At 60.3% G+C, this 22650-nt stretch carries 21 protein-coding genes; 12 read left to right on the forward strand and 9 right to left on the reverse strand.

The window, feature by feature from the left end; translation table 11 throughout:
* Positions 1-8: 8 nt before the first annotated feature.
* Positions 9-1205: an acetyl-CoA C-acyltransferase gene (locus tag CSC67_RS05175; protein WP_118993452.1), complete on the forward strand. Its 1197-nt coding sequence runs from the start codon at positions 9-11 to the stop codon at positions 1203-1205.
* A gap of 16 nt (positions 1206-1221) precedes the next feature.
* On the opposite strand, the gene CSC67_RS05180 is transcribed toward CSC67_RS05175, so the two are convergent.
* Positions 1222-2694, reverse strand: a complete 1473-nt coding sequence (locus tag CSC67_RS05180) for a 3-deoxy-D-arabino-heptulosonate 7-phosphate synthase (protein ID WP_118993453.1) — start codon at positions 2692-2694, stop codon at positions 1222-1224.
* 208 nt (positions 2695-2902) lie between these two features.
* Between CSC67_RS05180 and glcF the strand changes: the two genes are divergently transcribed.
* Positions 2903-4315 carry a glycolate oxidase subunit GlcF gene (gene glcF, locus CSC67_RS05185; protein WP_118993454.1) on the forward strand — a complete coding sequence of 471 codons (1413 nt, stop codon included), beginning with the start codon at positions 2903-2905 and terminating at the stop codon, positions 4313-4315.
* Positions 4316-4336: 21 nt separating this feature from the next.
* Positions 4337-5881, forward strand: coding sequence for an FAD-binding oxidoreductase (locus tag CSC67_RS05190; RefSeq protein ID WP_118993455.1), 1545 nt, complete (start codon positions 4337-4339; stop codon positions 5879-5881).
* Here CSC67_RS05190 and CSC67_RS05195 read toward each other — a convergent pair.
* Positions 5848-6792 (reverse strand): AraC-like ligand-binding domain-containing protein, encoded by a 945-nt coding sequence (locus CSC67_RS05195; RefSeq protein WP_118993456.1) that lies wholly within the window; start codon positions 6790-6792, stop codon positions 5848-5850. The two genes, CSC67_RS05190 and CSC67_RS05195, sit on opposite strands and share 34 nt — an antisense overlap.
* Positions 6789-7739: a helix-turn-helix domain-containing protein gene (locus CSC67_RS05200; RefSeq protein WP_118993457.1), complete on the reverse strand. Its 951-nt coding sequence runs from the start codon at positions 7737-7739 to the stop codon at positions 6789-6791. Before CSC67_RS05200 ends, CSC67_RS05195 begins: the two co-directional genes overlap by 4 nt.
* Before the next feature lie 283 nt (positions 7740-8022).
* On the opposite strand from CSC67_RS05200, the gene CSC67_RS05205 reads away from it, so the two are divergent.
* From CSC67_RS05205 to CSC67_RS05235, 7 genes are read left to right on the forward strand one after another with little or no spacing between them, the layout of a single operon-like run.
* On the forward strand, positions 8023-8457 hold the full coding sequence (locus CSC67_RS05205) for a hypothetical protein (protein WP_118993458.1): 435 nt from the start codon (positions 8023-8025) through the stop codon (positions 8455-8457).
* A complete protein-coding gene (locus CSC67_RS05210) occupies positions 8450-9634 on the forward strand; it encodes an ABC transporter substrate-binding protein (protein ID WP_118993459.1) in 1185 nt (394 codons plus the stop codon). The genes CSC67_RS05205 and CSC67_RS05210 overlap by 8 nt, the downstream gene beginning before the upstream one ends.
* 12 nt (positions 9635-9646) lie before the next feature.
* Positions 9647-10570: a branched-chain amino acid ABC transporter permease gene (locus CSC67_RS05215; protein WP_118993460.1), complete on the forward strand. Its 924-nt coding sequence runs from the start codon at positions 9647-9649 to the stop codon at positions 10568-10570.
* The gene (locus CSC67_RS05220) at positions 10570-11583 is read left to right on the forward strand and encodes a branched-chain amino acid ABC transporter permease (protein ID WP_118993461.1); all 1014 of its coding nucleotides are present in this window, start codon (positions 10570-10572) and stop codon (positions 11581-11583) included. Before CSC67_RS05215 ends, CSC67_RS05220 begins: the two co-directional genes overlap by 1 nt.
* Entirely contained in the window at positions 11580-12329 is a 750-nt protein-coding gene (locus CSC67_RS05225) for an ABC transporter ATP-binding protein (RefSeq protein ID WP_118993462.1), read from the forward strand. Before CSC67_RS05220 ends, CSC67_RS05225 begins: the two co-directional genes overlap by 4 nt.
* Complete coding sequence (locus tag CSC67_RS05230) at positions 12326-13030, forward strand: ABC transporter ATP-binding protein (RefSeq protein ID WP_118993463.1); 705 nt, start codon at positions 12326-12328, stop codon at positions 13028-13030. The genes CSC67_RS05225 and CSC67_RS05230 overlap by 4 nt, the downstream gene beginning before the upstream one ends.
* A gap of 41 nt (positions 13031-13071) precedes the next feature.
* Positions 13072-14307 carry an alpha/beta fold hydrolase gene (locus tag CSC67_RS05235; RefSeq protein ID WP_118993464.1) on the forward strand — a complete coding sequence of 412 codons (1236 nt, stop codon included), beginning with the start codon at positions 13072-13074 and terminating at the stop codon, positions 14305-14307.
* A gap of 69 nt (positions 14308-14376) precedes the next feature.
* Here CSC67_RS05235 and CSC67_RS05240 read toward each other — a convergent pair whose 3' ends face one another.
* The gene (locus CSC67_RS05240) at positions 14377-15399 is read right to left on the reverse strand and encodes an LLM class flavin-dependent oxidoreductase (RefSeq protein ID WP_118993465.1); all 1023 of its coding nucleotides are present in this window, start codon (positions 15397-15399) and stop codon (positions 14377-14379) included.
* Positions 15400-15576: 177 nt separating this feature from the next.
* Between CSC67_RS05240 and CSC67_RS05245 the strand changes: the two genes are divergently transcribed.
* Positions 15577-16737: an IS30 family transposase gene (locus CSC67_RS05245; RefSeq protein ID WP_118993466.1), complete on the forward strand. Its 1161-nt coding sequence runs from the start codon at positions 15577-15579 to the stop codon at positions 16735-16737.
* Between the two features lie 324 nt (positions 16738-17061).
* On the opposite strand, the gene CSC67_RS05250 is transcribed toward CSC67_RS05245, so the two are convergent.
* From CSC67_RS05250 to CSC67_RS05270, 4 genes are all read right to left on the reverse strand, one after another.
* Entirely contained in the window at positions 17062-18252 is a 1191-nt protein-coding gene (locus CSC67_RS05250) for a hypothetical protein (RefSeq protein ID WP_135227424.1), read from the reverse strand.
* Positions 18253-18520: 268 nt separating this feature from the next.
* Positions 18521-19135, reverse strand: coding sequence for an ABC transporter ATP-binding protein (locus tag CSC67_RS05260; RefSeq protein WP_118993469.1), 615 nt, complete (start codon positions 19133-19135; stop codon positions 18521-18523).
* Positions 19136-19179: 44 nt separating this feature from the next.
* The gene (locus CSC67_RS05265) at positions 19180-20103 is read right to left on the reverse strand and encodes an Rpn family recombination-promoting nuclease/putative transposase (protein WP_167752760.1); all 924 of its coding nucleotides are present in this window, start codon (positions 20101-20103) and stop codon (positions 19180-19182) included.
* Between the two features lie 134 nt (positions 20104-20237).
* On the reverse strand, positions 20238-20873 hold the full coding sequence (locus CSC67_RS05270) for a TetR/AcrR family transcriptional regulator (protein WP_167752761.1): 636 nt from the start codon (positions 20871-20873) through the stop codon (positions 20238-20240).
* Between the two features lie 84 nt (positions 20874-20957).
* On the opposite strand from CSC67_RS05270, the gene CSC67_RS05275 reads away from it, so the two are divergent.
* A complete protein-coding gene (locus CSC67_RS05275) occupies positions 20958-21332 on the forward strand; it encodes a cupin domain-containing protein (protein WP_118993472.1) in 375 nt (124 codons plus the stop codon).
* Positions 21333-21360: 28 nt separating this feature from the next.
* Here the strand turns inward: CSC67_RS05275 and CSC67_RS05280 are convergent, their stop codons facing one another.
* Positions 21361-22569, reverse strand: a complete 1209-nt coding sequence (locus tag CSC67_RS05280; RefSeq protein WP_209304272.1) for a GGDEF domain-containing protein — start codon at positions 22567-22569, stop codon at positions 21361-21363.
* Positions 22570-22650 lie beyond the last annotated feature (81 nt).

The raw sequence follows: 22650 nt of genomic DNA on the forward strand, positions 1-22650 counted from the left end.
GACGACACATGACCACACTGCAACAAGCCTATATCGTCGCCGCGACCCGCAGCCCCATCGGCAAGGCGCCGCGCGGCACCCTGGCGCACTACCGTCCCGACGACCTGCTGGCGACCGTGCTGCGCGGCCTGCTGGCGCAGGCGCCCAACCTCGACCCGGCCGCCGTCGAAGACGTCATCGTCGGCTGCGCCATCCCCGAAGGCCCGCAAGGCTTCAACGTGGCGCGCCTGGGCCTGCTGCTGGCCGGCCTGCCCGACACCGTGCCGGGCGCCACCGTCAACCGCTTCTGCGCCTCGGGCCTGACCGCCCTGGCCATGGCCGCCGACCGCATCCGCGTCGGCGAGGCCGACGTCATGATCGCCGCGGGCACCGAGTCCATGAGCCAGGTGCCCATCATCGGCGTCACCACCACCTTCAGCCCCGGCATCTTCGAGCGCGATGAAAACGTCGGCATCGCCTACGGCATGGGCCAGACGGCCGAACAGGTGGCCGAACAGTGGAAGGTCTCGCGCGAGGACCAGGACGCCTTCGCCCTGCAGTCGCACCAGCGCGCCCTGGCCGCGCAGAAAGCGGGCGAGTTCAACGACGAGATCCTGCCCATCGAAGTGCTGCGGCGCACCCCCAACCTTGCCTCCGACCAAGTGGTGGAAACCCGCAAGAACTTCTCCCTCGACGAAGGCGTGCGGGCCGACACCAGCATGGAGGCCCTGGCCAAGCTCAAGCCTGTGTTCGCCGCCAAGGGCAGCGTCACGGCGGGCAACAGCTCGCAGACATCAGACGGCGCCGGCGCCTTGCTGGTGGTGTCCGAGCGCGCCCTCAAGGCGCACAACCTGACGCCGCTGGCGCGCTTTGTATCGTTTGCCGTGCGCGGCGTGCCGCCGCAGATCATGGGCATAGGGCCCAAGTTCGCCATTCCCGAAGTGCTGCAGCGCGCCGGCCTCAAACTGGACCAGATGGGCTGGATCGAACTGAACGAAGCCTTCGCCGCCCAATCCCTCGCCGTCATCCGCGACCTCAACCTGAACCCCGAAGTGGTCAACCCCATGGGCGGCGCCATCGCCCTGGGCCACCCCCTGGGCGCCACCGGCGCCATCCGTTCGGCGACCGTCGTGCATGCCCTGCAGCGACACAAGCTGGATTATGGGATGGTGACGATGTGCGTGGGCACGGGGATGGGGGCGGCGGGGGTGTTCGAGCGGGTGTAGATTTTCTCTTGATTGTCTATGGCTGGATAGCGGCCATCAGATCGTCGGCATGCACCATTAGCTCGCGCACTTGATGCAGCGCCTGGTACTGATGCAACACCGCGAGCCAACGCGGTGATTCCAGCAGTTCTTGCCAGACGGGTTCCAGATCTTGCGGACTGGTTTCTTGGCCGAGCGCCAGCTTGCCGGCGAACTCCAGGCTGGACTGGGCAGATAAGAGCTGCATCCGGGTGGCAGGGCTGAGCAGGCGAGGCGTGGTTTCGGCGGGCGCATCGCAGAAATAGAGCACGGTACTCTTCAGCTTGGCATTGTTCTGAACCCCGGCCTCGTCCGGATTCAATTCGCATAGCGACGCGCCGCGCAGCCGCATGGTTCCCTGCTCTGTTTCGAAGGAATAAACAGTGTTGCGATCGGCCTGCGACAACAGGCGCAGGCCGCGCAGCAAACGCGGTAGATCCGTCGTAGCCGCATCTACCGAGGCTTTGGCCTCGACCAGCAGGAGGACGTCCCAGGCGGGGCTCGCCTTGCTGTTCTCCTCGTCTTCCCTGTTTTCTCTGTCTCCCTCGACGTCCTTGTTTCTCTCGCCTTCCCTGCTTACGCTGTCGCTACTTTCTTTAGCGTTGCGCAGTAGCACCACGTCCCATTCGCTTTTGGCGCGCTCGGCATTGCCTGGTATGGAGGCCGGCACTCGCAGCGAGGTGACGACGCGGTATGAGTCGGTGCTTCCTTCCTCTCGGCCTAAACGCAGGGCAAGCGCTTGAAGCACCTGTGTCGCCAGGGCTTCGACTTCCGCGCCGCGCCGCCGGGACGCCGAGCCCTGCGCGGCGGCGCCAGCGCTGCCGGAGCGCGGCCCGTTCCGGTCGCGCAGCGATAGATAACGCTGAATCAGTTCGTCGGGCGCCAGGTCTTTCAGGCGCTGCAGGCGTTCCAACGCGGCTTCATCCCGTATTCGGGCGATGCCGTGTGCCAGCGACGGATCGTCGGCGATATCGGACAGTTCAACTGCTTGCCGGGCCTCCTCGGCCAGCTCCTTCCAGGATGACGAAGACGCCAGCTCATGCAGCTGAGCCAGCGCCTCGGCTTGCCGTCGCGACGAAGCCAGCCGCTGCTTGGCCGGATGCGCCACCGCATTGACGGCGGCACGGACAAGGCGGCGGTCCTTATCGGCGTGCGCAGCCAGCGATGCATACTCGCGTACGTATGCGGTTTGGTGTTGGAGCACCATGGCCTGGAAGGCCGGATCTCCCTGTTCGGCGCGCATTGCGTCGCGAATTATGCGGGAGAGTGATTCGAGGAAGTGGCGCTTCGTCGTCCGGCTCGGCATTTCCCCGTCGGCGGTTGCTGCACGAGCCTCTTCTATCGCGATTGCCAGGATGGCGGCGGGATTGCTTTCGAGCGCTTGCCGGGAAAAATGGGGCGCCGACGGCAGGCGGTAGCGACGCTCGACGCTGCGCAGAACGTCATCGAGTAAGGGGAGGCGGGTCGCCATTGCTGAGATGTTTGGTTCAAGTCCTGATTTTCACGGCTCGCGTGATGGCTCGCAAGGAAACGGGTCGAGCCTTCAGTCTACGCTTTCATGGCGGAACTTGCCTGCCGGCTGTTTTTGCGCGATTCCCCAAGAAGAGAGCGTCAATCTCCAAGCGCCACGCGAGAGGATTGGTGATGATGAAGGCACATAGAACACCGACGCTTTCAAGATGAAAACCAGTTTTACGGAAACTCAACTGGCCCGGCCTGAGATCGCCGAAGCCGACAAGATTCTGGGCACATGCCAGCACTTCGGATTCTGCACCTCCGGCTGCCCGACATACACCTTGCTGCATGATGAAAATGACGGTCCGCGGGGCCGCATCGACTTGATCAAGGAAATGCTGGAGCAGGGTGGCAGCCCTTCGCCCAAAACCATCGGGCACATCGACCGATGTCTATCATGCATGTCGTGCATGACGACATGCGCGGTCAAGGTCGATTACATGCATCTGGTGGATATCGGGCGCGTCTACATCGAGGAGAACTACCGGCGGCCATGGCGCGACAGAATCCCTCGCGATGTGCTCGGCTACGTCCTGCCGCGCCCCGCGCTGTTCAAGGCCATGCTGGCGGCCGGACGCTTGGCGTTGCGGTTCGAAAAGCTGATGCCCCCGTCGCTACGCCACATGACCAAGCTGATTCCAGAGGCGGCCAAGGCAAGCCCACATTCCTTGGCTGCTTGCACTGTCTACCCCGCCCAGAACGAAAGACGCTGGCGTGTCGCTGTACTGGCGGGCTGCGTGCAGCCGGTCCTGTCTCCGCATATCAATGATGCGACGATCCGGCTTTTGACGCGTCTCGGATGCGAAGTCATTGTCCCGGCTGCCGCGGGCTGTTGCGGCTCTTTGAATCTGCACATGGGCAAGCGCGATGCCGCCATGCAGTTTGCAGCCGCCAACATACGGGCCTGGGTCTCCGAGATGGACGGCGAGGGTTTGGACGCGATTGTCGTCAACGCGTCGGGATGCGGTACCACGGTAAAGGACTACGGGCACATGTTCAGCGGGGATGCCGACTTGGCCGAAGCGGCGCATCGGGTGTCGAACATCGCCATGGACATTTCCGAATGGCTGCAGAGCATGGGCCTCTCCGACAGCGCTTTGCTGCCTCCTTACAAAGTGGCCTATCACGATGCCTGTTCTTTGCGCAATGCGCAAAAAGTGACTGTGCAGCCCCGAGACTTGCTGCGCCAAGCGGGCTTTCACGTGGTGGACGTGGGCGAGGCTCATTTTTGTTGTGGTTCGGCCGGCACGTACAACATGTTCCAGCCTGAGCTGGCCCGGCAGCTGGGCGCACGCAAGGCTGCCAACATTGCACGGGTCGAGCCGCAAATCATTGCCGCCGGAAACATAGGCTGCATCAACCAGATCCGCCTGTATAGCGGCATACCCATCGTGCATACGGTGGAACTGCTGGATTGGGCCTACGGAGGCCCTGTTCCGCCCGCGCTGGAAGGCGTGCGCCTGGAGACGCCTGAGCCATTGGCAAGAGATTCCGAGCCGGCGCCTGCCGTGGAAGCACCGATCCATTTACATCGACACACCGGCGCCTCGGACGAAAGCGATCTGGGCGTCTGGTAAACCATACTGCGAGGACGACAAATGACTACCAATCTTTCAGCTTTTCTCGACGCGGCCTCGGCCGCCCTGGGCGCGGAATGGGTCGACCAGCGGCCTGAAACGGTAAAGCGCTACGGCGAACATACCTTGCCGGGCGCCGAGCGCCCCCCGGCCGCCGTGTTGTTTCCCGAGTCCACTCAGCAGGTGCAAAGCATCGTGCGCGCCGCCAATCAGTATGGGGTGCAGCTGTATCCCATCAGTACCGGCAACAATATCGGCCTGGGCTCGCGCGCGCCGGTCAAGCCGGGGCAGGTGATCGTGGACCTGGGCTACCGCATGAACCGCATTCTCGATGTGAATGAAGAAACCTGCTTCGCCGAAGTGCAGCCGGGAGTCAGCTTTCAAATGCTGCACGATGAACTGGCCCGCCGCGGCAATAAGCTGATGGTGTCGGCCACCTCGGGCCCGCCTCATGGCGGTATCCTGGGCAACGCCATGGACCGGGGCGCCGGATATGGCCCCTACTTCGACCACTTCGGTATGTTGTGCGGCATGGAGGTGGTGCTGGGCAATGGCGATATCGTGCGCACCGGCGATGGAAGCCTCGAAGGCGACAACCTGGTGAACTGGCACGTGTCGAAGTATTCCTTCGGGCCTGCCCTGGACGGGCTGTTCGCGCAATCGAATTTCGGCATCGTCACGCGGGCGGCCATCTGGCTCATGCCGCGTCCGCCGGCCGCACGGTCATTTCATTTTGTCTTTCCGGAAGACGAAGACATTGGGGAGATCATCGACTTGTGCCGGCCCATGAAGCTTTCAAACTTCGTTCCGACACTATTCCGAATTTCCAACGATCTGTACGCCATGGCGCCGGAAGATCAGAATTGGGAATACCTGCAAGGGAGTAAAGAGGCTTTTTCGGTAGAGGGCCGGAAGACCCTGCAACGAAAGCACGGCCTGGGCGCTTGGCAAGTGTCGGGCATGTTCTATGGGGCCTCCGACGCCACCATCGAGCCTTCCATCCAGCGCGTCAAAGCGCATTTCGAGCGCGGCGGCAAGGCGCGCTACATCAGCCATGACGAGGCCTTGGGCATTCCGGCACTGAATATCGCCATCGACGCCATGAACGGACGTCCGAGCGCCAATGAGCTGGGCATGCTGCAGTGGCGGCCCGGCAGCGGCAACTCGTGGTTTCTTCCCGGGACGCCCATGGTGGGCCGGCAGGCCCTGGAGCTCGATCGCCTCGGCCGCGAAATCTATGCCAGGCATGGCATGGACTACATCATCATGCACGTCGCCTCGGCGCGATTTGCCCGCGGCCTGCACGTATTGGTGTGGAACAAGGACGACGCCGACGAGAACGCCCGGGCGGACGCGTGCTACCGGGAGCTGGCCCATGAGTTTGCCAAGCGGGGAGTCGGCGTCGGCCGCGCCCCGGCGGACTATCACGACCTGCACATGGGAATGATGATGCCGTCCTTGCAGAAGGCGTTCGGCGAGATCAAGAACGCGCTGGATCCCAACGGCGTCCTGGCACAGGGCAAGTACGGAATCTACAGCGCGGGAGAGACGGTCGAGGCCCGGTAGGCCGAGGGGCTCATCCCGTAGGCGCGCTTGAAGAGATGGTTGAAATGCGAGACATCGTTGAAGCCGCAACGGTAGGCGACTTGCGACACGGCGGCCCGGCTTGAGCCCAGCAGGGATGCCGCGCGTTCGAGCCGTTCGGCAATGACAATGTCGGTGAAGCTAGTTTCCATGTCTTGCAGCATTTTCTGCAGCAGGCGCCGGGAGATCCTGAAATGCGCGGCGGCCATGTCCAGCGTCAACCGGGCATCGCAGGCATGCTGGCGCAGGTACCGCCGAAGCGTGTGTTCGCGCAGCGGGCTCGAGTCCAGCCGATCGAGCCCTGCCGGCTCCAGGGCGATATGCAGCAGGTTCGAAATATTCTCGGCCAGGAGCTCGGCGTCGGGCGACGAAAACTCGGCCGCTTCGTCTGACAGTTCGGTCAGATAAGAGTGCAGCGTTTGCGCTAGAAAGCGCTGCGGCAGGAAGCTCAGCGAATGCTGGCGTCCGAGCACGGGAAGCCGCTTCTCCATGGAACCGGCCGGCAGCTTGGCCACGATGCGCCGCACATCGCTGGGGAAGGTGATGGACATTGGCCGGCGCGCATCGACGATGGCCACGCACCCGGGACGGACGTGCAGACGCGCGTCTTCCTGCTCGATGTAGGCGTCGCCTTCGATTTGCAGGCTGAGCAGATAGCCCGCGCCCCCCGCATTGCCGATCTGCTCGCGCCGCGAGTAGACCTGGTGCGGCTTGCTCCAGAAAGAGGCGCTGCTTACCGCGCCGTAGTCTCTTCCCGAGATGCGGGCCGCAAAATCGCGTGGCGCGAGCTTGCGTACTTCGACCCTATGGATCACCTTACAGATGGCCTCGCGCCAGAAGTTGCTCGAATCGGCGTGCGGGACGACTTCGGTGGACATTGAAATAGGCATCATGGGTCGCCAGCCTCTTGTGCCGACAATCGATACTCGGTCGGCGTGATGCCGAACTGTTTCTTGAAGAGCCTGTTGAAGTGCGAAATATCGTTGAAGCCGCTATGGTAGGCCACGTCGGACACCGATAGGGAACTGGCGGCCCTCAGCTTCAAAGCGGCGGACGACAGGCGCTCTTCAGTGATGAGTTTCGTGAAGCTGGTGTCCATGCCTTGCAATTCTTTCTGCAATAGGCGCGGCGAGACATTCAAGCTCGATGCGGCCTCGGCCAGGGACACGTCAGGGTTGGAGGCGATGATACGTAGATGATGCTCGATGGTGCGCCGCCGCAACTCTCTGGAGTCGACCGCGTCCACACCGGCATGCGCGGCACTGACCTTCAGCAGATTGCACAGGTTTTCGGCAAGCAGCGGCAATTCATGCGCGCTGATCGTGCTGCCTGTGTCGGCAATCTCCTGGAGATAGGCCAGCAGCATATTCGCCAGTGCGCCTTGCGGGGTGAAAGAGAGTGGGCGTCCGGCAATGAGTGCCGGCAGGGCGGTTTCGACGGCGTGGGCGGGAAGCGAGGCCACCATGCGCCGCACATTCTGGGAGAAGCCGACGCGCATCGGCCTTCGGCCGTCCACGATGGCAAGGCTGCCGGGCTCGAGGCAGATCGACATGCCCGCCTGTTCTATGAACGCCTGGCCTTCCAGCTGCCAGCTCAAAAGATAGCCCGCGCCGCCGGAGTTGGCGTAGGTCTCGCGGCTGCACGATACCTGATGCGGCGTGCTCCAGAAACGGGTGCAACTGATGCCGCCGTATCGGCGGCCTGCTATATGGGCTTTGAAAGGCGAGGAGCTTGGGCTGCTGACGGACACGTTGTGGATCATCTTGCATACGATGTCTTGCCACGCGCGGCTGCCTCCCCGCTGGGCGGGGATATGGGCCGATAGGGCGATTTCCTCCATGAGGCACTCCTCAGATGTAACGGCACGCGGGTGGAAAAATCGTATTTATTGCCACCTCACTGTAGATCACCGCACAGCCGCGTGTAAACGGAGGCCGATTTGGGTTTTCCCTAGTGTGTTTGCCGCGATGTCGTGCGCGTTACGCATAGCGGCATGCGCATTTCCCCGAGCCGAAAAGACGCACGCCCCTTAATGTTGAAGCTTCAAGTACGAGTCGGATACCGGGGCACCGGGTTCAATGGTTCGCCGGCTCGGCTCAAGGCATTTTCGAGGGGAGGAGGTCATGGGCGCGCAACCATCGCGAAAGTCCATCAACAGCAAAGTCGATACGGCAAAAATCGACTGGGAACCTTGGGACCGCTATTTTCCCGGCGCACCGCCCGCGGAGGGAGAGTATGGCGGTTGGGTGAAGGTGCTTCGCAGGCCCCAGGGCGACGAGAAAGGCTGGACCTTTCTTTTCAAATGGGTCGGGTGGCCCGGCAAGACGGTGCGCCACGTCGCCGTGGTGCCGGACGACGGCGAAGAGCACGTCTATACCCTGACCAACCCGTCCGCAGACCCGATGGTGCTGGAGGGCGTCTATACGTTTCGCGGGCCAGGGGCGAAGCATGTGGGCAGCTTCGGCGAAAGCTTTACTTCCTTCCTGCGCTACACCACCGGCCCCGACATCATCCTCTCGTACGAATTTCTCGATCGCAAGGAGACATCCAATGCGTAAAACTACAAAAGCCGTATTGTTGTGCCTGTCACTGAGTTTGTGCGCCGCCGGCCCGGCGCTGTCCGCGGAACAATTGAAACTGGGTTTTGTCACGACCTTGACGGGTGCCGGAGGCGTCATCGGCAAACATATGCAGGATGCGGCGAACCTTGCTTATAAACACTTGGACGGAAAAATAGGGGGCGTCGAATCCCGCATCATCTACGCCGACGATCAGCAGAAACCCGATGTGGCGCGCCAGGCCGTCTCCGAGCTGATCAAGCGCGACGGCGTCCAATTCATTTCAGGCGTTATCTGGTCCAACATCATGCTGGCTGTGCAGCCCATGACGGAGCGGTCCAAGGTGTTTCTCGTGGGGGCCAACGCGGGGCCCAGCCAATTGGCCGGCAAGGACTGCTCGCCGTATTTCTACAGCACGTCGCTTTCGAATGATCAGCCCCCCGAGGCGGTTGGCCAGTACCTGCAGTCCAAGAAGGTGGACAACGTATTCATTCTGGTGCCCAACTACGCCGCCGGCAAGGACGATGTGCGGGGGTTCAAGCGCTATTACAAGGGCAAGGTGGCGGGCGAGGTGTATTTTCCCCTGGGCCACCAGGATTTTGCCGGTGAGATCACCCAGATCCGCAATGCCAATCCTGAAGCGGTCTTCCTGTTTGCGCCGGGGGGCATGGGCATACAGTTCATCAAGCAGTTCGAGCAGGCCGGCCTGAAAGGAAGGATCCCCGTTTATTCTGTCTACTCGCAGGACGAGGTCACCCTGCCGGCGCAGCGGGAAGCGGCGGTCGGCAACTTCGAGGGCCGCAACTGGACGGCGGACCTGGACAATGCGGCCAACAAGAAATTCGTCTCGTCGTTCCGGGAGGCCTATGGCTATGCGCCTTCATGGTATGCGGCGCAGGCCTACGACGCCGTCATGCTGATCGACAGCGCGGTGCGGGCCGTGGGTGCGCGCCTGGACGACAAGCCCGCCATCGCGGCGGCGCTCCAGAAAGCGGACTTCTCCTCCGTGCGCGGCGACTTCAAGTTCAACACCAACCACTTTCCCATCCAGAACTTCTATCTGGCGGAAATCGTCAAAGAAGGGGATGAGTTCGTTGCGCAACGCCGGGCGACGATCTTCGAGGCGCATCCGGATGCCTATGTGGGAGAGTGCGACATGAAGCCGCTGGCCGGATAAGGACGGCGGCCCATGACTGCGCAAAGCCTGCTCGAGCAGCTGCTGAACAGCGTGCAATTCGGCGTCATGCTTTTCCTGCTCAGCGCCGGATTGACCTTGGTGTTCGGCGTCATGAACTTCATCAATCTGGCGCACGGCTCGCTTTACATGCTGGGCGCGTACACGGGTATCGCGGCGTACTCGGCATCCGGTTCTTTTCTATATGGCGCCCTTACCGGCGTGCTGTGCGGCGGCGCCGTCGCTTTTCTGCTCGACACCGCCATCTTCAGGAATTTGTATCAGAAGGACCACCTGCATCAGGTGTTGGGCACCTTCGGCCTGATCCTGTTTTTCAACGCGCTCGTGCATTGGCTATGGGGTCCTTCCGCGCTGTTTTCGCGGATTCCGGAGTTCCTCGACTTCAGGGTCGTGCTGATGGGAGGGCTGGAGTATCCGGCCTATCGGCTAGCGGTGTCGCTGCTCGGGCTGGCCGTGGCCGCCTTCCTGTATGTGCTCATAGAGCACTCCCGCATCGGTATGCTCATCCGCGCGGGCGCCACCGATAGGGATATGGTGGCCGCGCTGGGAGTGAACATCCGGCGCCTTTATACCGTTGTCTTCGCCCTGGGCGGCATACTGGCGGGCCTGGCGGGCGTGGCGGCCAGTCCGCTGTTTGCCGTCGAGGCCGGCATGGGCGAGAACATCCTGATCTTGATGTTCGTGGTGATCATCATCGGCGGCATCGGTTCGGTTCGCGGCGCTTTCATCGCCGCCATCCTTGTGGGCCTGGTGGACACCTTGGGCCGTGCGTTCATGCGTATCGCCCTGGGCGGTCTCTTCCCGCCCGACGTGGCCGACAGCACGGCGCCCGCCATGGCTTCGATGCTGGTCTACGTGATGATGGTGGCGGTGCTGTTCTTGAAACCCGAAGGCCTGTTTGCCGGGAGGTCCACTTGATGAGGGCATCGTACAGCCTTGTTTCGTGGCTGGTGGTTCTGGCTATTCTGGCCATTGTGCCGGCCGTTGCACAGCATACCGGCGAGACCTTCTATGTCGACCTGTTCTCGCGTATCGTCATCCTGGCCATCGCCGTCGTATCGCTCGATCTCTTGATCGGCTTCGGGGGCATGGTCAGCTTCGGCCATGCGGCGTATCTGGGTTTGGGCAGCTACGCGGTCGGCATCCTGTCCTTCTACGGCATCGGCGACGGCTTTGTTCACTTCGCCTTTGCCGCCGCCTGCTCCGCCATATTCGCTTTTCTGGTGGGCATCGTGTCGCTGCGCGTGCGGGGGGCGTACTTCATCATGATCACGCTCGCGTTCACCCAGTTCCTGTACTTTCTCAGCATCAGCCTGGCGACATTCGGCGGAGACGATGGAATGGTGCTGGCCGAGCGCAGCAGCCTGCCGGGCCTCGATATGTACGATGGGCTGACGCTGTACTACTTGTCCTTTGCCGTTCTTGTCCTGACCCTCTTTTTCATGCGACGCCTGGGGCGGTCGCGGTTCGGCATCGTGCTGGACGGCATACGTCAGAACGAAAGACGCATGGCGGCCATCGGCATAAAAACCTTCCGCTACAAGCTGACCGCCTTCGTGATAGCCGGCACCCTATGCGGAATCGCCGGCGCGCTGCTGGCCAATCACGAAGAGTTCATTTCGCCGGCGGTGCTGCACTGGAGCAAATCGGGAGACCTGCTCGTCATGGCCATCATGGGCGGCATCGGGACGCTGCTGGGTGGTGTGGTCGGCGCTTTCGTCTTTATTTTCCTGGAGATTCTTCTATCCGGCTATTCCGAGCATTGGCATCTGGTCTTCGGCCCCTTGCTGGTGCTGCTTGCCGTCGCAACGCGGAATGGCTTGCTGGACCTGAAGCTTCTCGGCCGGGGCTCCCTGCGGAGGGCGAGGCCCGCGCCCGCTACGCCCGCCGATGGACAGCCCATTGTGCAGACGTTAAGGGGCGTCAAATGAATGGCCCCATACTGACTACGCAGCGGCTCAGGATGAAGTTCGGAGGCCTGCTGGCCACGGACGACGTTTCGCTCTCGATCGAACGCGGCAGGCTGCATGCCATCATCGGCCCCAACGGGGCGGGCAAAACCACATTGCTCTCCCTGTTGTCGGGCGAGCTTCGGCCGACCGCGGGCAGCATTCTGCTGCAGGGACGGGACATTACACCGCTGGGCTTGGCGGAAAGAGTGCGGCGGGGCGTGGCGCGATCTTTTCAGATCACCTCGGTGCTGGAGGAATTTACAGCCCGGGACAATGTGGCGGTGGCGGTGCAGGCGAGCCAGGGGCATAGTTTTCGATTCTGGGCCGACGCGCGCCGGGATTCCGCCTTGGTCGACACCGCCGATAGGCTGCTCGAGCAGGTGGGGCTGGCCCACGCGTCCAACGAAATGACCGGAAGCCTGGCCCACGGCGCGCGGCGCCAGCTGGAGCTGGCCATCGTGCTGGCCACGCGTCCTAGCGTGCTCTTGCTGGACGAGCCGATGGCGGGCATGAGCCCGGTGGAGTCGGTGCAGATGACGCGACTGCTGGAGCAGCTCAAGCGCCAATACACCATTCTGCTCGTCGAGCACGACATGAGCGCTGTCTTTGCGCTGGCGGACGAGATCAGCGTACTGGTCTATGGCCGTGTCATCGCTACGGGAAGCCCGGAGGCGATTCGCGGCGACGAGTCGGTGCGGCAAGCCTATTTGGGAGAAGAAGCGTGACCCTGACGGTCAATGGCCTTACGGCGCGCTATGGAAGCAGCCAGGTTTTGTTCGGCATCGATTTCAGCATCGGAGAAGGGCAGGTGGTGACATTGCTGGGCCGGAACGGCATGGGCAAGACGACCACGGTCAAGGCCCTGACCGGCATGCTTCGTCAGCGCGAAGGCAAGCTGAGTTTCGACGGCAGGAATATAGGCGCGATGGAAAGCCACGCCATTGCGCGCTTGGGCATTGGACTGGTCCCGGAAGGCCGCCGAATCTTCACCAACTTGTCGGTCAAAGAGAACCTGATCGCCACCGCGGGCAATCCAAGGCGGGCTCGAGACCCCTGGACGATAGACAAGATCGTGGCGCTTTTCCCCAATCTCGGCCGGCGCCTGAAGAACCAGGGCTGGCAATTGTCGGGCGGCGAACAGCAGATGCTGGCCATAGGCCGCGCGCTCATGACCAACCCCAAGCTGCTCATCCTGGATGAGGCGACGGAAGGGCTGGCGCCCCTCGTGCGCGAGGAAATCTGGCAGTGCCTGTCCACCTTGAAGGGCATGGGACAGTCGATTCTGCTGATCGACAAGAATATGGACAAGGTTGCCCAAATCGCCGACCGCCACATCGTGCTTGAGAAAGGAAGAGTGGTGTGGGAGGGGGATTCCGCCTCCCTGCTCGCAGACAAGAGTATCGCCGCGGCATACCTTGGTGTTTGACGCGGCTGGGTTCTCGCTTACAGACTTGAAAGGATGCACCCATGAAATTCATTCTCGTTGGACAGCACAGCCCCGAGTGGGCCCTGCGTTCCGAAGCCCGGTCCAGGATGGCGTTCGCCAAGATCCAGGAACTGGGCCTTTCCGTGGAAAGTTCCTACTACACACAAGGGCGGCACGACTACGTCACCATCGTCGAGTCGCCCGATGCCGAAACGGTGTCGCGCTTTTCCATCTGGTATGCCGCGCAGGGATTCGGGCGCGTGGAAACGATGCGCGGCTACGACTCCACGGAAATGAATGCCATCACGTCGGGCCTCGATGTCGACGCCCGGCTTTTCGGCGCGTCGCCCGCCATCGGCTCGCACGACGCGCAGGGTTCGCTTGAACAGACGGTCAATCTTCCTGTATTCGAGTCCTACACCCAGACCGAACTCGACCTGCAATACAACCCGCGTCTTGCCGTGAAGGACTTTCCCGCCTTGGCCACAGAGTGGCAGGCCCGCAGCCGGGCCGCCCGCGAAAGGCTACGATGCACCGCCGATGTCTCCTATGGCCCGACCGAAATGGAAAAGCTCGACATCTTCCGCCAGAAAGACGCCGGCGCGCCCATCGTCATCTTCTTCCATGGCGGCTACTGGCGTTCCGGCGACAAGTCCGACTTCAGCTTCGTCGCGGAAGGCCTGGCCGAGTCGGGGGCAACCGTGGTAATCCCCAACTATGCGCTGTGCCCGCACGTCACCATGGACCAACTGGTCGACCAATGCTATGGGGCCATCCGCTGGGTGCATGACAATGCTTCCGAGTTCGGCGGGGACCCGTCCCGCATCCATCTGGCCGGCCACTCCGCCGGCGGGCATATTGTGGCCCTGGCCATGACCCGGGGCACCGAAGCCGGGCTGCCCGAGGGAATGATAAAAAGCGGTTTGTCCATCAGCGGCTTATACAACCTCGAGCCCTTGCGGCGCAGCTTTCTCAATATGGAGGTGCGCCTGACGCCCGAGCAGGTGCTGCGCCTGAGCCCCATCGGCCATCTACGCCGCACAGACGCACAATTGGCCCTCGCGGTCGGTGCGGACGAGAGCCACGAGTTCCATAGGCAGACCAACGACTATCGCCGCGAATGGGAGCGTTGCGGCAACAGCGCTCGCTATCTGCCTGTAGCCGGTGCCGACCACTATTCAGTATTGGATTCCCTCGCGGATTCGGGAGGCGTGTTGTGCCAGGCCATGGTGAAGACCATGAGCGACGGCGTTCGTGCGGTCGACTCTTCCGTCTAGCGCTCGGGCCGCCAGCCATTCTGCCTGCCGGGGAAGAAGCCCAAAGCAGCTTCTTCTCCCCCCTTTCTTTTAGCGCCAGCCGAGCCCGGGCGCGACGTGGGTCAAGATCGATTCGATGACGTGCGCGTTGTAGTCCACGCCGAGCTGGTTCGGAACCGTCAACAGCAGGGTGTCCGCCTCCGCGATGGCCTCATCCTTCTTCAACTGCTCGACGAGCACATCCGGCTCGGCGGCGTAGCTGCGGCCGAATACCGCCCGCGTCTTCTCGTCGATGAAACCCACCTGGTCCTCGTCCTGCCCCGCACGGCCGAAGTAGGCCCGATCCAGGTCGTTTACCAGCGCGAAAATGCTGCGACTGACCGAAACGCGCGGCTCCCGCTTATGGCCCGCCTCTTTCCACGCCGCCTTGTACGCTCGAATCTGCGCCGCCTGCTGCACGTGCAGCGGCTCCCCGGTCTCGTCGGTTTTAAGCGTCGAGCTTTGCAGATTCATACCCAGCTTCGCCGCCCAAACCGCCGTGGCGTTGGAGCTGGAACCCCACCAGACGCGATTACGCAGCCCTTCCGAAAGCGGTTCAAGGCGCAAGAGGCCGGGCGGATTCGGAAACATCGGCCGGGGATTCGGCTGCGCAAAGCCTTCGCCCCGCAGCAGGTCGAGAAAGACCTCGGTATGTTGGCGCCCCATGTCGGCGTCGTCCTGCCCTTCGGCCGGCTGATACCCGAAATAGCGCCAGCCCTCGATCACTTGCTCCGGCGAGCCCCTGCTGATTCCCAATTGCAGCCGTCCGCCCGCAATCAAATCCGCCGCGCCGGCATCCTCGACCATGTAGCAGGGGTTCTCGTAACGCATGTCGATGACCGCGGTGCCGATCTCGATGCGTTTCGTCTTGGCGCCCGCGGCGGCGAGAAGCGGGAACGGCGAAGCCAGCTGTCGCGCGAAGTGATGAACGCGGAAATATGCGCCGTCCAAGCCGAGTTCTTCGGCGGCGACGGCGAGGTCTATGGACTGCAGAAGCGCGTCCGAGGCGGAGCGCGTTTGCGATTGGGGGGAGGGCGTCCAGTGGCCGAAGGAGAGGAATCCGAGTTTTTTCATCGTAGAGCGACCTTGAGGGGGGAGTGGTGTCTGCGTTATTTAGATGGGGCAGGCGCTGGTGGTTTCGTTGCTACGATTCTAGACTGATGGCGGGTTTGTGATTGGCTGCTATCGACTGCGGATTCAACCGGTGGATGCAACATACTAGACGCTACATAAGCAGAAGGAGTGTTGCAGATGAAGCAGCGGCCTCGAATCTACTATACGGAAAGCCAGAAAGCGCTGATGTGGGAGCGCTGGCGTAAGGGCGAATCACTTCAGCAGATCGCCCAGTTGTTTGATCGAAACCACTCATCGATCCAGCGGATTCTTGCGGAGACTGGCGGCATACAACCCGTGCGAAGATGCCGATCCCGTCTGGCTCTGACTTTAGGCGAGCGCGAAGAGATCTCACGGGGCCTAATCGCGGGTTATTCGGTCCGTTCGATTGCCACGATGCTCAGGCGGGCGCCCTCCACGATCAGCCGGGAAGTCAATCGTAACGGCGGGTCAACGGATTATCGTGCTAGCTTAGCGGATCAAACCGCGTGGGACAGAGCACTTCGTCCTAAGACTTGTAAATTGGCACATAATCGAGATCTAGCGCACCTGGTCGCAGAGAAGCTCCAACTGCAGTGGTCACCGGAGCAAATTGCTGGATGGTTGAGGTGCGCCTATCCCGGAAACGAGGAATATCAGGTGTCGCACGAAACCATCTATCGCACGCTCTTTATTCAGGCGCGAGGCGCACTGAAGAAGGAGTTGCTGACACACTTGCGACGTACACGAGTTATGCGCCGCTCTCGCCACCATACGCAGAAGACAGATAACCATGGCCGGATCGTCGATGCTGTCTCGATCAGCGAGCGGCCAGCCTCAGCAGAAGATCGCGCGGTTCCAGGGCATTGGGAAGGCGACTTGCTATTCGGCAGCAGTAACAGTCAGATTGCGACTCTGGTGGAGCGTCAGACACGCTATGTCATGCTGGTGAAGGTAGCAGGCAAGGATACCGAGACGGTGGTCAGCGGGTTGATCAAGCATGCCCGACAACTGCCACGTGAACTCTATAAGTCGCTCACCTGGGATCGGGGCAAGGAGATGGCCGATCACAAGCGCTTCACTCTGGCTACGGATATCAAGGTGTTTTTCTGCGACCCTCAGAATCCCTGGCAGCGTGGAACAAATGAGAATACCAACGGCCTTGTTCGGCAATACTTGCCAAAGGGAATTGATCTGTCCGACTACTCGCAGGCCAAGCTCAATGCTATCGCAAGGCGACTGAATGAACGTCCGAGAAAAACCTTAAACTACGACACACCGGCACAACGATTTAACCAGACCGTTGCATCCACCGGTTGAATCCGCAACCCCAAGCGGACATTAGGGTCAGACTCAAAACTTATTCACTAAGTTTTTCTACTTCGCTCGAACTTCGTTAACAAACGTTTGAATTTGGATTGCATCGTCAATGTTCAAATTAAGCCGCCCCGTGGAGAGTTGGGATTTGGTCGAGATAATGGCCAGGGAAACGAAGAGTGTTCGAGCCCCCTAGCATGAACTACACAGTGGCCTAACTTAAGCGCTGAAGTCTATATTTGCGACTGAGCACTGGCCGCTAACCGACTTGCGACATCGTCCGCTGCAAAGACCCGAAGCAGTCCTCGCGTGTATGGTGGCATCAAGCTAGATCGCGCCCCTGACCGCTTGCACGACAATCCAGCTCTGCATAGTCAGAAATACACCGAAGGCGAGCAGTGCAATCAGATAGAGGCCGCTGGCGAAGAGACGTGACAACAGGTTTTGCCTCCCTTGCCAGCTTGCTACTGTTTCGGCCAATCGTTCAACGTCGATCACCTCGTACAAAGTGTGCAAGCCATGGACATGCCGCACCGCCAGCGGCGCGTCTGAAAACGCCTCCGATTTGAATTCGAAGCCACTGGAGTGCCAGTTGATAATGATGGAGCCTGGCGGCACGCCCTTGGATTCGCTGCTCAGGGGCTTGCCTGCCAAGGACTGCTTAGTTTTGGACTCTCGATGAAACTCTTCCTCCTTTTCTGAGGCTTGGCGGATCGACAATGATACGACGTATGGTTCACGCGCCTCGATCAGCTTTCTTGGCCCCTCGATTCGCGACAGAAACGGAGGGCAAGTTCTTGATTCTTCATACACCGCAAGTCCTCGTTCATGCGCACACGTGATGATGGCCTCTTCGAGCCGGTAGCATCCAAACGAACCAAAGCCACTTTGATGTGGCTCGATACCTCCAAGGAAAAGTTGCCGTGCCCGTCTCGAGTTTTCACTGGGCTGGAAGTCGTCGAAGGCTAACTCTATTGGATAGGCTCTGACCGAGACTAATGCATGAATCTCTTCCTCGATCAAGGCTCGCCAGTGCAGCTTACGATCAGGGTCGTAATTGGCCTGCCGTTCGGATACCTCTCTAATGAGATCCGGGCAGCGCCAAGCCACCCAGGCACACGCCAGCACATATGCAAGGCCAGAGAAGTAGAGGAAACCTAGCTGGAGGGGAAAGGCTCGCGCAAAGACCGAGTTGCTGTGTAGCACAATCCACGCAGCTAGCGGCGCTATCACAATGCCGCCAAGGCCAAGCTGATATATCCGCTCACTGCGCTTGCGAAGCAACACGAACCACGAAAATCGTCGCATGAAGCGAGCACGGGCTGCTTCCAACTTGGTCGGTAGTGGCAAAGTTTGATGATACGTGTCGAATGGATCTGGGTGCACAAGCCACCCCAGACGGCTCTCCTCCATAAAGCGGCGCAGCCGCTCTCGACGCTGTCGTTGTCGACGCTCCCGCTCGAGCTTCAGAAGCAGCTCTGTAGAAGATCGGGAGAACTTTGTATCGTGATCAGCCATATCCGAACGCAAACCGCTCTCTTCGCCCGTGGGTACTTCGTCGGAAGCACCACCGCCTCGTTGTTGTTCTCGGTTTGTCCCATGTTGTGTGTCGAATGACTTCCCTTGCTGTTTAGAGCTATCTGATCGGCAGAAAGATGAAGCGCTGGAGAGATCGTCAAGGCACCTATCCCTGCAGCGATTCGAATAGCAGTTCCTGGCCGAATACGGCCTTTCTACAAGCGTTAGTTTCAATACTAAGAGAACCTAATGTGAAGGCTAATCGCCCTTAGCACAGCTCCCCAACATCAACCATGCTCGCCCCACACGCCTCCACCAATTCATGGTCATGGCAGGCAAACAGCACGACGCGGTCTTGCCCCCAAACCTTGAACTGTTCGGCAAGCACCGCGCAGGCCGGCGTATCCAGACCATTGCTTGGGCCATCGGCAACGATGACAGCCGGGTTGCCCAAAGCGGCGGCTGTTAGATACACCTTGCGGCGCGTGCCTTTTGACATTTGTTCGAAGCGCTTGTTCAGGTGCGGTTCTAGGCCCATTCGGTAGCCGAAGTCGAGCGCGGCATCGTCGACAGTTGTGTTCTTTTCCGCTGCGACTTGGTCAAGCAGGGCGCGGCCCGTCATCATGGGAAACGCCAGGCAATCGTCGGGAATGTAGGCTACGCGGGTTTTGGCTTGCGGGGGTGTTTTTGTTAGCGAATGCCCATCAATCCAGATGTCGCCCTCGGAGGGGGCGGTAACGCCGGCGATGATGTCCAGCAGAGTGGATTTCCCGGTGCTATGTTCTTCGCATAGCGCGAAGCAGCCAGGCTGGAAGGTGTGAGTCAGCCCCTGGAATACGATATGGTCGCCGTAGCGTTTGGTGAGGTTTTGGATGCGTAGCATGCCGGAAGTTTACGCTTGATTCCCTCTTTCTTGCTTATTGGCGATCAGCCGCCAAACACTTCATCCAATGAGCAGGCCTCGAGCAAGGCCAGTGACCACTTTTGCAGGTCTTCCGGCGTGGCGGTTTCTAGCCGCTGTCGAACAGATTCGGGCAGCGGGCCGAATTTTCGAATGAGTTGGTTGTGCACGATGGAGGTTTGGCCTTCCATCTTCCATTGATGTGTCCAAGACCGAGAATGTTCAGCGAGCATGTTCTTGATCTCCAGTAAATCATCGATCTGCGGCATATCGACATCGGGCAGTGAGCGCGGAAGCAGAACGTACCGCGTCCAGCTGGCGAAGGCGCGCCGTACGAAAGGGTCAGCCTCACTATAGTTATACACTTTTTGAATCAGGTCTTCCACGTCGTGAAGACCGCGATTATGTTCCAGCCGAAACAGCAGCGCTGCAAGATTGTTCTGGGGCAGCTTCCCCGATGCGACCAACGCGCCTTCATCCACCAGCAGGTACTGCAGCTGAGGTAGAAACCGCCGCAGACCCTGGGGAATGGCCCTGATTAGATCAGAGACATTAAGAGTGGCATTCCAGCGTGGCACGCCACTGTAGATCACGATAGGCAGCACCATGGGTAGCGGCTCGCCAGGCTTGATCAGCTTGCGTGCCAGCAACGCCTCGTACAGCAGCCCCAGATACGTGAGGATGCGCAGCGCCATGTAGAAGTCGATGGTGGACTGATGCTCGATCATCAGCAATAGAAATACATCGGGTCCATCCAGCCTGGGCAGGCGCCAGACGATGTCTCCCTGCCGCTGACGCAGTTTGTCGCTGATGTAATCTGCGGGCAGGGGTTCGAGCTGATCCCAATTGACCAGATCCTGCCAGGGCGCTCTAACAATACCTTGGAACAACCCGCGCACGATGGCGGGATTGCTGAACAGCAGGCGGTAGCTGGCGTCGTACTTGTTCACGCATGCGCTCCGAAGGGGATTAGCAATACGTGAACTGTATGGGGCTATGGACTTATGTGGGTTGCTCGGTGAATGGATTTAGCACATGGGGAAGTACGGAGACTGACGGAGTCTGTGATAGATCTTGCGGCCGTTTACTTGCCAACAGAAAGTCTCGCCGAGCTTCCCGTCACATAACCCACCATCAACACATACAACTCATCGCCAAAGCTGCTGTCATCAAGCAATTGAGCGTCTGTCTGCACGGCGCGGTGGACTGCCGACTCTAGTGCGCTCTCGATAAGCAGCGCTGCCAGGGCGGGCGAGCGGTCCGGGGAGAGCCGTTGGGAGTGCCGTTTGAGAAAAGCCTCGATCTGTGTGGTGAGGCAGCGGTGCGTATCGATCACTTCGGCCCGCCGGCCCACTTGCGGAATCTGTTCGACCAGTATCTTGTGAAGAGACGGATCAATGCGTTGGGTATCCAGTGCCGCATGGATTAGATTCCGCAATCCGGTTTCCAGGTCAGGGGCCTGCTCAAGGGCTGCACCCACGCATTCAACGATACGGTTACTGTGCTGCTCTACCAGCGCAGCGATGAGCGCATCGCGGTGGGGGAAATACTGATACAGCGAGCCGATGCTGATGCCGGCGCGCTCGGCGATGCGGCCTGTAGTGGCGTTCTTGTAATCGTGTTTGACCAAAACCTGAGCGGTGGCTTCGAGCAGTGCCTCTACAGTGGCGCGGGAACGCTGCTGGCGCGGCCATTTACGGCGTCTTGTGCGGGTATCCATAGACGAATCCGAATGCGAGTGGGCAGTACAAGGAAATGGTCGCATAATTTTTGTACCTGAACAAACACTTGTACAGAGGTTCTGATGATTGCTACGTCCATAAACCTGAACAGCGCCGTCCGGTCCATTCCCGACAATAAGCCATTCTCGCTGCTCGGCGGCCTAAGTGGCGAAATCGGTGCAATGGTCGGTGTGATCCGCATCCATAACAATCGCCCAGCGGGCTCATGGGAGCGCCACCCCAAGGGAGACGAACTGCTGGTGGTGCTGGATGGCTGCTTTACCATGACTGTCCGCGGCAACGATGGCACGCTGGAAGATCACTGTCTATCCGCAGGCGACGCCCTGCTGATTCCACACGGCCATTCCCATTCGGCGCAACTGCACACGCCCCATATCGACATTCTGTTTGTCACGCCGCGTGAAGGCAATGAAGAGTGGACGGAGCTGCATGCCTGAGCTCCGGCTATATGGGCATTGGCAATGCCTATGGATTCACTGTTGCCAATTCAGCATTCTCAACTGAAATACCATGCGGGAGGTTGGCTGCTTCGACCCGATTGCGTCCAGCCGCTTTACCTCTGTAGAGCGCGGAATCGGCCTGGCGAAGAGCCTCTTCCAGGCCATGTGCGCCATAGAAATGCGGTGAAATCCCGATGGTGACGGTACAGCGCAGCACATGACCGGAACCAGCAAGCTTGATCGCCTGGCTTTCAACGTCGGCACGCAGGCGTTCTGCCAGTTGCCTTATGTCCTCACTGTCCGTTTCCAGGCAGATGGCCACGAACTCTTCGCCGCCAATACGGCCTGTCAGGTCGCCATGGCGCACGGTAGAGCGAAGCAGGTGGGCAACCTGGCATATCACTTCGTCCCCGGCTTGGTGGCCGTAGGTGTCGTTGATCTGCTTGAAGTGGTCGACATCCATCAGCAGCAAGTAGGCGGGCGCGGCTTTTCGAGCCTTGAAGTACCGCTGCAGGGCTTCCGAGATGCCTCTGCGATTGAGCAGGTCTGTCATGGGGTCGCGTGCGGCCCTGTTGCGCAGATCGTCGGTCAGCCGTCGCAGTACCAGCCACACGATGGAGGGCGGCACGATGGTAGCCAGGCTGGACATATAGATGTAGAAGATCATTTGAAAGCGGCTGTCCATCTGCAGCGCGTCCAGGCCGTCATCCACAATTTTCATGAATTTCAGCGCGTTCAAGATACAGATTCCACTAATCAGAAGCGCAAAGAAAATCATCTCTCCATGCAAGTCTTTTGCAAACGTGCGCACGCCGTAGATTACGGTTAGGGTCATTGCAAAGAAAAGCACGGTTGCCATCGCTGCAAGCATGGCGTAGCGCGCGGCGGGCCCAGCGCTCCACTGTACCAGCAACTGCGCAATGCCATAGGCCACTGAAAATACGATCAATGGACGCCACAATCGAACCTGACGCCCGAAGAAACGCATGGCGCCAAGCCAGTATGCGATCGGGGCGGCCAGCGTAAGGATGTGGTTCACTACGCTCATCGCGCTCCAGGCGGGGCGGCCTTCAACCAGCTGCAGGATATAGGCCGACGCCAGCAAGAGGTTGCCGACGGCAAAGAAATCCATTCCCATCCTGTTGCCGGGCAGGCGTCGGCTAATCAGCAAGAACATGGCTGAAAAGCACAGCAGGTGTGCGCACAGCATGGCGACGAGGGTGGATGCAACCATAAATATGGACGTTGAGGGTGTTTTGTAACGTTTGCTTGTTTTTCGAGAGTTTAAATCGTGGAAAACTTGTTTTCGCCCTCG

Source organism: Pusillimonas caeni (genome assembly GCF_003545815.1).
GTDB classification, from domain to species: Bacteria; Pseudomonadota; Gammaproteobacteria; order Burkholderiales; family Burkholderiaceae_B; genus Pusillimonas; species Pusillimonas caeni.